This window comes from Sporosarcina soli (genome assembly GCF_042655805.1).
In the GTDB taxonomy this organism is placed as follows: Bacteria; Bacillota; Bacilli; order Bacillales_A; family Planococcaceae; genus Sporosarcina; species Sporosarcina soli.
In genome coordinates, this window is the sequence record NZ_JBHSNO010000008.1 from 161,854 (window position 1) to 174,683 (window position 12,830).

The 12,830-nt window shown below is 44.0% G+C and carries 9 protein-coding genes; 6 read left to right on the top strand and 3 right to left on the bottom strand.

Going from position 1 to position 12,830, the window contains the following annotated elements:
• Positions 1–1,866, bottom strand: coding sequence for a sensor domain-containing diguanylate cyclase (locus ACFPRA_RS16055; protein ID WP_381436845.1), 1,866 nt, complete (start codon positions 1,864–1,866; stop codon positions 1–3).
• Between the two features lie 357 nt (positions 1,867–2,223).
• On the opposite strand from ACFPRA_RS16055, the gene rpsD reads away from it, so the two are divergent.
• Both rpsD and ACFPRA_RS16065 read left to right on the top strand, forming a co-directional pair.
• Positions 2,224–2,826, top strand: coding sequence for a 30S ribosomal protein S4 (gene rpsD, locus ACFPRA_RS16060; protein ID WP_239390406.1), 603 nt, complete (start codon positions 2,224–2,226; stop codon positions 2,824–2,826).
• A gap of 90 nt (positions 2,827–2,916) precedes the next feature.
• Positions 2,917–3,729: a cobalamin-binding protein gene (locus tag ACFPRA_RS16065; protein WP_381436849.1), complete on the top strand. Its 813-nt coding sequence runs from the start codon at positions 2,917–2,919 to the stop codon at positions 3,727–3,729.
• Positions 3,730–3,788: 59 nt separating this feature from the next.
• On the opposite strand, the gene tyrS is transcribed toward ACFPRA_RS16065, so the two are convergent.
• Entirely contained in the window at positions 3,789–5,054 is a 1,266-nt protein-coding gene (gene tyrS, locus ACFPRA_RS16070) for a tyrosine--tRNA ligase (protein ID WP_381436852.1), read from the bottom strand.
• Positions 5,055–5,466: 412 nt separating this feature from the next.
• Here tyrS and ACFPRA_RS16075 point away from each other — a divergent pair, with 412 nt between their 5' ends.
• Positions 5,467–8,364, top strand: coding sequence for a transglycosylase domain-containing protein (locus tag ACFPRA_RS16075; protein WP_381436855.1), 2,898 nt, complete (start codon positions 5,467–5,469; stop codon positions 8,362–8,364).
• 48 nt (positions 8,365–8,412) lie between these two features.
• Here the strand turns inward: ACFPRA_RS16075 and acsA are convergent, their stop codons facing one another.
• A complete protein-coding gene (gene acsA / locus ACFPRA_RS16080; RefSeq protein WP_381436859.1) occupies positions 8,413–10,131 on the bottom strand; it encodes an acetate--CoA ligase in 1,719 nt (572 codons plus the stop codon).
• A 173-nt stretch (positions 10,132–10,304) separates the two neighbouring features.
• Between acsA and ACFPRA_RS16085 the strand changes: the two genes are divergently transcribed.
• The 3 genes from ACFPRA_RS16085 to ACFPRA_RS16095 are packed head-to-tail and all read left to right on the top strand — an operon-like array spanning position 10,305 to position 12,762.
• The gene (locus tag ACFPRA_RS16085) at positions 10,305–10,937 is read left to right on the top strand and encodes a GNAT family N-acetyltransferase (protein ID WP_381436863.1); all 633 of its coding nucleotides are present in this window, start codon (positions 10,305–10,307) and stop codon (positions 10,935–10,937) included.
• Positions 10,938–10,951: 14 nt separating this feature from the next.
• Positions 10,952–11,599 (top strand): acetoin utilization AcuB family protein, encoded by a 648-nt coding sequence (locus ACFPRA_RS16090; protein WP_381436866.1) that lies wholly within the window; start codon positions 10,952–10,954, stop codon positions 11,597–11,599.
• Complete coding sequence (locus tag ACFPRA_RS16095) at positions 11,596–12,762, top strand: acetoin utilization protein AcuC (protein ID WP_381436869.1); 1,167 nt, start codon at positions 11,596–11,598, stop codon at positions 12,760–12,762. The genes ACFPRA_RS16090 and ACFPRA_RS16095 overlap by 4 nt, the downstream gene beginning before the upstream one ends.
• Positions 12,763–12,830 lie beyond the last annotated feature (68 nt).

Sequence of the window (12,830 nt, forward strand, 5' to 3'; positions counted from 1 at the left end):
TCAAAGCTTCAAGATCGTGGGTTGATAGATTATCAATTGGTTTTTCCCGCTTTCTTTAGCCGAATAGAGTGCTTTGTCAGCGGTTTGAAAGATGTCCTGGAATGTCATCGGCATTTCTGAAGTCCAGCAACTGATGCCTGCTGATATAGTCACTCTTGGCTCTGTCGCCATAGGAATCTGTTGAATAAGTCGCTCGGAAAAGAGGACTCCTTCATCTAATGTACTCGAAGGCAAATAGACGGCTATCTCCTCCCCTCCCCATCGTGCAGCTATCCCTTCCCCCTCGACTTCTGCTAAGATGCTCTTCGAAATTTGCCTCAGCACCTCATCACCTGTCGAATGCCCGTAGGCGTCATTCACTTGCTTAAAATCATCTACATCCAATAAGAGGAAAACACCTGATTCCTCATTTGCAATGGAACGCTCGATCATCTCATCTAAATAATTTCGGGTGTACAACTTTGTTAAATGATCCTTATCCACGAGTTCCTGTAATTGATCTCGCAACATGGAGTTTGCTAGGGCAAGAGACGAATGGCTAATCAAAGCTTGCATGAGCTTAAAGCTATCGAAAGAGAAATAATAAGGATCTGCATGCAATAGTAGAATAAAACCTCTCATTTTTTCTTGGTTCATGATTGGAATGGCAATTAGTGATTCATAAACTGATGTATCGTTCTTCGCATTGCTGAATCTCGCGTCAAACAACGCTTCTTTTCCGTTCTTTAAATAAGTGGAGGCAAAAGCGATATATGTTTGGCCGGATATGGTATGAAATACTTCCGTACTTAATGGTGAAATAGCATCATTTCCACTTTCATCGTAAAAGCAGAATGCGATTTCTTCCGGTTTGAATGCTTTGATAAATTGTTGTTTCAAAAAAGAAAGCATTTCATCAAATTGCATATGACTATTCAATTTTCTCGATGTTTCATTCACGAGCTGTAAATCCTCGATCACTCGGTGGGATTGTTCATATAGACTGGCATTTTCCAATGCATTCCCTGCTGTATTCGCGACCATCCGTATGAAGTTTTTCTCACTTAAAGAATATTCAAAATCAACAGGAGCATGGATTTGTAACACTCCGTAAATCCCTTGTCTGCCTTTGATTGGCGCGTTAATCAGTTTGGTAACTGTTTCAGGCAATTGCTCCATGGTCACTTTTCCGGAAACATAGGCATCGATTGCGGACGGTCTTTCATTCATATAATCGAATAGCTTATATGTATGCTGTCGCTTGTTTTGATCATGTGATAATAATAGTTCAATGTCGAACCTCGGAAAGGACTCTTTGACCACTTCGATAATGCCGTCAAGAATCACATCTCTTTCCATCGTCGAATTGAACAACTCTGTTACACGAAACAGGCACCTGAAACTTTTCTCCTCCTTGACGAGAAAAACCATTTTCTTAATCTGTTGGATGACGTTGCTCACGATTTCCTCCAACTCCTGTAAAAATGACGTTCCCCTAAACGCTTTCCAATGGCCCGTCGATCCCACAATCAAAAGACCTACTACTTCGCCTTTATCGTTCCGGAATAAAAGATAATCATCCGCATACGCAAATCCCTTTTCGTGAAAAGGAGTAAGAAAAGCGGTTGAACTTTCGGTTTCATCTAATTCGAAAGGACTATGCGGAATCGCATCATTTCTCACCGATGTAAATGTTCGTCCTGTCAGCTGCATAAACTTATTATTCGAGAAGATGAAGAAGTCTGCCTGCTCAATGCCAAAATGCCTGAACAGCTTCGGCTGCAACACTTCAAACCATTGTTCATAATATTGGACTGTGATGCCTTCCGTCCATAAATACAGCAGTTCACTCTTTATTTGCAACAATGTCATTTGATGATCTATCATGCAATCACCCCGATTTCGTGAATAAGAAAATTCATATAAGGTATATAGGTTTAACCCCATTCTAATACATTAGAACTAGATAATCCATCTATTTTCATAAATCGGATTGCGGACTCTGGAAATGAATTGTTAATACTTGACTCCGTACTTAGTCCTTGTTATGATAAATCTTGTGTAAAATAGTTGCAGCAGTTGTGTGTTTCGAATCGTCCAGTCTATTCCTTTTGACAAAGGTGTATCGCGTAACCTTTTGGCTGCAAAGGCGAGGATACAAGATGATAGAATGGCATTTGGATTGAACACATCTGGTTCTTATTTTACAACAAAATAAAACCAAAAACAGAGGAGGAGTCATTCATGGCTCGTTATACAGGTCCATCTTGGAAACTGTCCCGTCGTCTTGGAATTTCACTTTCAGGCACTGGGAAAGAAATCGAAAAACGCCCTTACGCACCAGGACAACACGGTCCTAACCAACGTAAAAAACTTTCCGAATACGGAATGCAATTACAAGAGAAACAAAAACTTCGTTTCATGTTCGGTGTAAACGAACGTCAATTCAAAACGATCTTCAACAAAGCTGGTAAAATGCCTGGTAAACACGGTGAGAACTTCATGATCCTTCTTGAAACTCGCTTGGACAACCTCGTATACCGTATGGGTCTTGCTCGCACTCGTCGCGCAGCTCGCCAACTTGTTAACCACGGCCATGTTATGGTTGATGGCAAACGCGTTGACATCCCATCTTACAGCGTAAAACCTGGTCAAGAAATTTCTCTTCGCGAGAAATCTCAAAACCTTGACATCGTAAACGAAGCAATCGAAGTGAACAACTATGTTCCTGAATACGTTTCTTTCAACGCTGATACTAAAGTTGGTCAATTCATCCGTCTACCTGAGCGTAGCGAACTTTCAGCTGAAATTAACGAAGCACTTATCGTTGAGTTCTACTCTCGTTAATCGCTTCACCCAAAAAGAGTCCTTCTCAGGGCTCTTTTTTTCATGCACTTCGTGTACAATGAAGACATTCCACATGAATGAGGTGGCTTTATGAAACTGATATCGATTTGTCCAAGTAATACAGAGTTACTAGCTTATCTGGATCTGGTAGATCAGCTTGTGGCGGTTGATGATTTTTCCGATTGGCCTGTAAGCATTCAAGCCCTTCCCCGACTCGGACCGGATTTATACATCGATATGGATAAATTAGAACGATACAAGCCTGATTTAGTGCTTGCTTCGCTTAGCGTACCAGGCATGGAAAAAAATGTGGAGGAACTGCAAAAGCGCAATATCCCCCATATCGTCCTCAATCCGCATAGCCTGGATGATATCGCCGCCAACCTTCTGCTAGTTGGAAAGGCGTGCGGCATTGAAGAACGGGCCAAACTGATTCGGGATGAGTTCTTGTCGTTTATCGACAAAATGAAAGCGCGTGCTACAAGCGTCGCAACATCACCGCGACTCTACTGGGAATGGTGGCCGAAACCGGTGTTCACACCGGGCTCTACCAATTGGCTCACTGAAATCAGTGCGATTGCAGGTGGCTCCAACGAATTCAGTGATGTCGAACTCTCCAGCGTCCAAACCGATTGGGAGGATGTCTTGCAAAGAGATCCTGATTACATTTTACTTGCCTGGGTTGGCGTCCGACCGGAAAAAGTGAAAAAAGAAGTGGTGTTGAAACGACCTGGTTGGAAAGAACTTAAAGCAATTCAAGGTGGCCGTCTCTCGATTATGGAGGAAGAGTTATATTGCCGCCCTTCCCCTCGATTGCTTGAGGGTGCGTTAAAATTGGGGAATATGATTCATCCTGAGACGTATAAGGATCTGGAACTACCGCACTGGGTTGCAGACACATAAAAAGAAAAAGGCTATTTTCCTTTGCAATCAGGAAAATAGCCTTTTCGTTACTTAAAAAATTAAACGAATTTCACCATTTTATAATTCTTTTTCCCTCGGCGAACAATCGTAAATGCATCTTCCAAACGGTCTGCAGCACTTACTTCATACGCTGTATCCGTAATGCGTTCCCCATTCAAGGAAATGGCCCCGTTCGTCACATCTTCACGCGCTTGACGCTTCGATGGCGACACGCCCACTTCAACGATAAAGTCGACGATGTTTTTAGCGTCTTTCGTCATTTCGTATGACGGAACATCTTTAAATGCGTCTTTCATTTCAGCAGCTGTCAATGCCTTTAAATCGCCGCTAAACAGCGCTTTGGAAATGCGGATCGCTTGGTCTAGCGCTTCTTGTCCATGAATTAGACGCGTCATCTCTTCTGCCAATGTTTGCTGCGCTTTCCGTAAGTGCGGTTCCTCTTGCACGGAAATTTCCATCGCTTCGATTTCTTCGCGCTCTTTGAACGTAAAGATCTTCAAGTATTTGATGACATCAGCGTCAGCTGTATTGATCCAGAACTGGTAAAACTCATACGGGGATGTTTTTTCTGCATCAAGCCATACTGCGCCACCCGCAGTTTTTCCGAACTTCGTGCCATCCGCTTTTGTGACAAGCGGAATGGTAATCCCGAATGCTTTTACTTCTTCCTCATGTGTTTTTCGAATGACTTCAAGGCCTGTTGTAATATTGCCCCACTGGTCCGAACCGCCTACTTGTACACGGCAGCCGTAGTGGTTGAATAGATGATTGAAGTCGATTCCTTGGATGAGCATATACGAAAACTCAGTAAAGGAGATGCCGCCTTCCAGACGCGATGCGACATTATCTTTTGCAAGCATATAGTTGACACCCAACAATTTACCGTAATCGCGTAAAAACTCGATGATGCTCATCGACCCAATCCAATCGTTGTTATTGACCATTTGCGCCCCGTTTTCGGCATTAAAATCAAAAATCTGTTCCATTTGTTTTTTAATACCGCTCACGTTTTTCACAATCTGTTCCATAGTTTGCAGTTGTCTTTCTTCTGAGCGGCCAGATGGATCCCCGATCGTCCCCGTCGCTCCACCGACAAGTAAAATCGGCCGATGCCCATGCAGTTGGAAACGTCTAAGCGTTAGCAATGGAACAATATGTCCGATATGCATGCTGTCCGCCGTAGGATCGACACCACAATATAGGGAAATCTTCTCCTTGTTCAGCAAGTCCTCAAGGCCTTTTTCGTCTGTTTGTTGGTACAACAGACCTCTCCATTTCAAATCTTCCATCAATGCATTTTTCATCTGAATCCCTCCTAATAATTCACAGACTATAGCGGCAAATTCATGTCTCATCCGTTCTAGCACTCTCAAAAAGACAGCAAAAAGTCCCTGCACGATTATCACAATCATGCAGGGACGCTAATTCTATCATTAACGCGGTACCACCCGGCTTGAGAAAAATTTTCTCCGCTCAAAACGCCCTATCGCGGCGCATACGTCACACTCCAGAACTGTAATTCATGATCGTGGTCCGGGCAACTTTCACCAGCCGTTACCTCTCTAATACGGATTCCACGCCACTACTGCGGTTCTTTCATTATGCGAAAAAATATATAAGACTCATTCTATCCTATATTTTAACTTTGTCAAATATTATCGATTGGTGAATACAAAAATATGCTATAATAGGTAAGATTTCAGGAGGTTGATCTACTTGAGTGAACAGGAAAAAAAACGACTTGATCTTATAGAAGAGAAGCTTGAAACGTTAAACAAAACCAAATGGGCGAGAGGTTTACGGATTACTTCAGGTGTTTTTTGGAACCTATTTCTTCTATTTCTTATCTTTGGTATGACGCTATCTATCTTTGGCGCCTCGGTCGGGGCAGGTTATTTTGCATCGCTCGTCTCCAAAGAGCCTTTACGCTCTAAAACGGAAATGCGCGATGCCATCTTTAACTATGAAGAAACATCCGAAATCTATCTTGCTGGCGGTGTCTATATCGGTAAAGTCAATTCCGATATAGAGCGAAAAGAAACAAAACTTGAACAAGTCTCTCCATACGTCCTTGATGCGGTATTAGCAACCGAAGACGAATATTTTCAACAGCATAATGGCATTGTGCCGAAGGCGATTTTTCGTGGGCTATTCCAAGACGTGACAAATTCTGAAAGCCAAACAGGCGGTTCGACACTGACTCAGCAATTGATCAAAAACCAAGTGCTAACAAACGAAGTGTCTTATGAGCGGAAAGCGAAAGAAATTCTTCTCGCCATGCGATTGGAACATTTTATGGATAAAAATGAAATCCTCGAGGCTTATTTGAACATCATCCCCTACGGCCGAAATGCGAATGGCCAAAACATTGCAGGGATTGAGACGGCAGCTGAAGGCATTTTCGACAAAAAAGCAATTGATTTGAATTTACCGCAAGCCGCTTTCATCGCCGGAGTTCCACAAGCCCCTTTTGCCTATACACCGTTTAAAAGTGGTGGCGGTATGAAGGATCCGGAATACTTAACACCGGGTATCGACCGGATGAAAACCGTCCTCTATCGGATGAAAGAAACAGGCTACATCAATGAACAGCAATATAACGAAGCAGTCACCTATGATATTACAAAAGATTTCCGTGAACCCGTCCTTCGTGCAAGTGAACGTTATCCATACTTAACGCAAGAAATCCAAAACCGGACAGTCGATATCTTAGCAAAGATCATAGCTGAACAAGATGGTGTCGATCCGGAACGACTTGATATCGAAAAGAAACTTTACGAGAAATATGCAATTCTCGCTACACGTTCTATGAAAAATGACGGTTACAGAATCTATTCAACGATCGATAAAAATTTATACGATAAAATGAATGAAATCAGTAAGTCATTTGAACACTATGGTTTCACATATACACGTGAAGTGAAAGATCCGCACTCCGGAGAAATCGAATTGAAAGAAGACCCTGTTCAAGTCGGTGCCATTCTCATCGAAAACAGTACCGGAAAAATCCTTTCTTTCATCGGGGGGCGCGATCATGAACAAGAAGCCCTCAATCACGCAACACAGGCGTACCGGCAGAATGGTTCTTCCATGAAACCGTTGCTCGTCTATGCACCGGCAATCGAATACGGAGTCATTGGAGCCGGCAGTCCCGTTGTCGATGTGAAATTTAACGTACGACAGCCTAACGGCTCAACGTGGTCACCAAGTAACTATAATGCAACATCAGAACTTGGCATCATCCCGGCCAGGGAAGCTCTTGCGAAATCATTGAACTTGGCTACAGCAAGACTCTACCGGGATATCATTGATCGTCGTCCAGCAGAATTCCTTGAAAAAATGGGGATTTCCAGACTTGATCCGGGTGACTATGTCAACTACTCCACTTCTTATGGAGGCATGACCCGAGGGATGAGTGTGGAGGAAAACACCAATGCATTTGCGACATTTGCAAATGGCGGCCAGTTCATCGATGCATACATCGTCGAACGGATTGAAGATATGGACGGCAATATCATCTATGAGCATAAGCCCGAACCTGTTGACGTTTTCAGCCCAGAGACAAGCTATATCATTACTGATATGTTGCGCGATGTTTTGAAACCTGGCGGGACAGGTACTTTGATTAAACAAAATCTGAATTTCAATATCGACCTCGCAGCGAAGACAGGAACCACTCAAGGGTATGGTGACGCGTGGATTGTCGGATACAATCCGAATGTCTCCCTCGGTGTCTGGCTCGGCTATAAGGAACAGTCCAGAAGTCTTTACTATGGGCTCCAAAGACAAACCTTGCATCCATCAACACGGACAAGTATGCTGTTCGGTCGACTTATGAATGCAGCCAACGAAGTGAGTCCTGAAATTGTCGGAGCAACTGACAAGTTTCAACGTCCGGAAGGTGTCGTAACACGATCATTCTGTGGCATTTCCGGTCTTGCACCGTCTGCCGCATGTTCGAATGCGGGACTTGTCAAATCAGATTTATTTAACGCAAAAGCGATGTTACCGACAGCCGCAGATGACAGCATTATTTCATCTTCGTATGTCATGGTAAAAGGAACAAGATACCTTGCACATCCTACGACACCAGCTGAATTTATCCAAACGGGCGGGACAGGGGTAAATGAAGGCTTCATCAACCGGATGCTCGGTCCGTGGAAAGGCGATGCATCCAAGCTGTTTCCGGCAAATTCCGCTTTCGCTTCACGTGTTGTATCCGGAGCTGTGTTCAATGCAGATAATAGTGCACCGGCACCCGTTCAAGCGGCCATCAATGGATCAACGCTTACATGGACCGCTTCATCTTCTAACGATGTTATCGGCTATTACATCTATGAAGGTGGCACGAAAATCGGGACAATCCGAGATGGGATGTCAAATTCCTTAGCGATCGGTTCTGGTTCCTATTCCGTCCGAGCAGTCGATATCACGGGCAAATTATCCGAAATGTCCAATGTCGTCACTCCGGAGAACAGTTTACCAGAGGAAAATCCGGATGAAACTGCACCGGACGATACCAATGAGGAAACAGGAAATCCCGGCAATGGTAACGGCGGTAACGATACCCCACCTGCCGAAGAAACCGACATACCGGATGACGATTCCGAATAAAAAAGAGCTTGTCCACTGTAAATTGTGGACAAGCTCTTTTTCTTTCAATCAATTTTCCATCGTTGACAAATCGCCTGTCGGCAAGTTCAACTCCCAAGCTTTTAGTACACGGCGCATGATTTTCCCACTTCGTGTTTTCGGTAATTTATCTTTAAACTCAATTTCCCGTGGGGCTGCATGTGCTGCAAGACCTTTCTTGACAAAAGCACGGATATCCTCTTCCAACTCCTCAGACGGCTCATACCCTTCATGCAATGCGACGAACGCTTTGATGATTTCACCGCGAACCGGATCCGGCTTCCCGATCACACCAGCCTCAACGATTGCCGGGTGCTCCAGCAGCTTACTCTCCACTTCGAACGGTCCGACACGCTCGCCGCTCGTCATGATCACATCATCTACGCGCCCTTGGAAGAAGAAGTATCCATCCTCATCCATATAAGCCGAATCGCCGGAAACATACCATTCCCCATTCAGGAAATAGGAATCATACTTCTCCGGGTTATTCCAAATTTGGCGCATCATTGCCGGCCAGCCTTTTTTGATGGCCAAGTTGCCCATACGATTTGGAGGCAAGACGTTCCCTTGATCATCAACGATCGCCGCTTCAATTCCCGGAACCGGTTTCCCCATAGATCCCGGCTTAATTGGCAAACAGCCGAAATTACAAATCGTTTGTGCGCCTGTCTCCGTCATCCACCATGTATCATGAATGCGCAGATTAAACGCTTCCGTCCCCCATCGAATGACTTCTGGGTTAAGCGGCTCACCGACAGAAAGGATATGTCGAAGTGAAGAGAGATCATGGCTGCGCAGTGGACCTTCCCCTACGCCCATCAACATCCGGAACGCGGTCGGCGCGCTATACCAGACCGTTACTCCATAGTCCTCTATGGCTTTGTACCAGCTATCTGCCGAGAATCTTCCACCGACCACCAAACTTGTAACACCCGCAAGCATCGGTCCGAAAATGCCATAAGCCGTACCTGTCACCCAGCCAGGGTCAGCGGTACACCAGAATATGTCCTCATCCTTCAAATCAAGTACCCAGCGAGTTGTCTGAAGCTGTTGCACCATCGCTTCTTGAACATGCAAGACGCCTTTCGGTTTGCCTGTAGACCCTGATGTATAATGCAGCAAAGTAGGGTCTTCCCGCTGCAGCCATTCCACTTGGAAATGAGATGACGCTTCTTGCAAATGTTTCGTAAAATCGACGTACATTCCTTTTTCTTCGATATTCTCACCGACAAGGAACACTGTTTTTAGATGTGGTAATTTGTCGATTGGTACACGATGAAGCAATTCCGGTGTTGTCACAATCGCTGTTGCCTCACTATCGGACAATCGGTCATAGACTGCACCTTCCATGAACGCTTCAAAAAGCGGACCCACAATCGCTCCCAGTTTCAATGAGCCTAGAAGTGCAAAATACAGTTCTGGAGATCGCGGCATGAAGATGAAAATCCGATCCCCTTTTTCAAGCGAGGAATGATTGCGCAATACGTTGGCAGCCTTATTTGACATCTTTTTCATTTCATTATACGTATAGGACTCTTCTCGATCTGCGTCTTTATAAAAAAGTGCAACCTTATTTTTTCTATAGGTTTCAGTATGACGGTCTACCGCTTCATGGGCGATATTGATGAGACCGCTTTCATACCAACTGAAATCTTTTTCCACGTCTGTCCAATTGAACGACTCGACGGTACGATCATAATCCTCTAGTTGAAATTCCCCTTGAATGACTGGTAACATTTTCATCACCATACTTCTCACCCTTTCAAAACTTTATGATTTATATTCTACAACTTCCCCCTGGAAATGTCTAACTTATTTTATTTTTACAATAGTTCCATTTTTGTAAAGAATTATTACGTTTTCTTTAATTTTTTTTGTTGTATACTAGACTTGGCTGTACATTTTGTAAGGCGGTGATAATCGTGAACCATGTAAAAACATACAATGCAATGGAAGTGAAGCATAAGAACGGGGACCTTATTATTGAAGGACCTATTTCTTCAAAAGTGCTGGCAAGTCTCGATTTTCATGAAGACCTCATCGCATTTAGACCACCTGCCCAGCAACATAAAGCTCTAGTCGAAATTGCAGACCTTCCAGAAGGTCGCATATTGATTGCACGAAATCAGAACGAAATCGTCGGCTATGTCACGTTTTTGTATCCGGATCCATTGGAAAGATGGTCGCAGGGAAACATGGAAAACTTGATTGAGCTCGGAGCCATCGAAATTATTCCGGCGTTCAGGGAAGGTGGCGTCGGAAAAGCACTGCTACGCGTTTCAATGATGGATGATGCAATGGAAGATTATATCATTCTAACGACGGAATATTACTGGCATTGGGACTTGAAAGGCACGAATTTAAACGTATGGGAATACCGCAAAGTAATGGAGAAAATGATGAACGCAGGCGGATTAGAATATTTTGCAACCGATGATCCGGAAATCTGTTCTCACCCAGCCAATTGCTTGATGGCAAAAATCGGGAGACGTGTCGATCAGGAGTCCATTCAACAATTTGATAGTCTTCGGTTAATGAACCGATTCATGTACTGAAAGGGGGAGCTTGCATGCTGCTAGAAGAAGTTATGATTAAGGATGTCATTACACTTTCACCATCAAATACAGCTAAGGATGCCCTTCAGACTATGAAGGAAAACAAAATTCGGCATCTGCCTATTGTAGAGTCAGATGGAACTGTTGTCGGCATTGTGTCGGACCGGGATTTAAAGAATATCGACCCTCCCACGCTAATAGGAGGGTCCAATCACGATGTGCCCAATCCCCTTCTTGTCGATATTATGACGCCCAACCCAATTCTTGGCCATCCGATGGACTTTGTCGAGGAAGCAGCCATCCTATTTTACGAACATAAAATCGGGGCGCTACCAATCGTCTCCACTGACAAATTGGTCGGCATTATTACAGAAACCGATTTGTTGTATAAATACATCGAATTGACGGGTGCACATCAGCCGGGATCACAAATTGAAGTTCGGGTACCAAATGTGCCAGGTATTCTATATGAAGTATCCAAAGTGTTTCATGAACAACAAACGAATGTATTAAGTGTACTCGTGTATCCTGATAAAGAGAATGCAACAAATAAAATAATTGTCATACGCATCAACTCCATGAATCCGCTTCCAGTTATCCAAGGACTTAGACAAAATGGATTTGAAGTGTTATGGCCAAATGTACCAGGAATTGACGTATGAAAAAAGATGCTGTCTTTATTTATTCTGAAGACCAACTGAATTACTCTTTTTCAGATACACATCCATTTAACCAAAAGCGAATTATATTGACACTTGATCTGTTAAAAAAAATGCAAGCGATCTCTGATGAGGATATCATTCCGCCTCGGATTGCTACAGAGGAGGAATTACTCCTCGCTCACGATGTCAAATTCATCGAAATCGTTAAAAAAGCGAGCAAAGGCGAATTGCAAGAAAATGTCGGGGCCATTTACGGAATTGGTACTGAAGATACACCGATTTTTCCAAATATGCATGAAGCAAGCGCCTTGCTAGTCGGTGGGACATTGACCGCTGTCGACGAAGTTATGAACGACCGTGCAAACTATGCATTGAATCTCGGTGGAGGGTTACACCATGGATTTCACGGAAAGGCTTCGGGTTTCTGTGTCTACAATGACAGTTCAGTAGCCATTAAATATTTGCAGCAAAAATATGGGGCGCGTGTTCTGTATATCGATACCGATGCCCATCACGGTGACGGGGTTCAATGGAGCTTCTATGATGACCCAAACGTTTGTACATTGTCGATCCACGAAACAGGTCGATACCTCTTCCCTGGTACCGGCCATATTACGGAACGGGGAAATGGAAAAGGTTATGGAACTTCATTCAACTTTCCGATCGATGCCTTCACAGAAGATGAATCATTTTTAGAGGTTTATCGTACCTCAATTAAGGTAGTAGCCGAATACTTTCAACCGGATGTCATCCTAACACAAAACGGAGCAGACGCCCATTACTTCGATCCATTGACCCACTTGTATGGAACGATGGCCATTTACAATGAAATTCCACGGATTGCACGTGAAATTGCCGAACAGTATTGTGCAGGGCGCTGGATCGCGGTCGGTGGCGGCGGATATGATATTTGGCGTGTTGTACCAAGAGCGTGGGCACAGATCTGGCTGGCCATGAAACAGCTTCCTGCGCCCACTGGGCCGCTTCCAGCTGATTGGCTTTCCTCGTGGCAAGGAGAATCACCCGTGCCCCTTATTCCTACTTGGGAAGATCCGGATCCGCTCTATGAGCCGATTCCGCGAAAGAAGGAAATAACAGAAAAAAATGCCCAAATGTTAGATCGCGCACTTCATATCATTCGTAACGAAAATATAAACAAATAATTCCCCTTAGTCAAAAAAAGAGTCAATCGCTACTGGATTTCTCCGGTAGGATTGACTCCCTTTTTCTC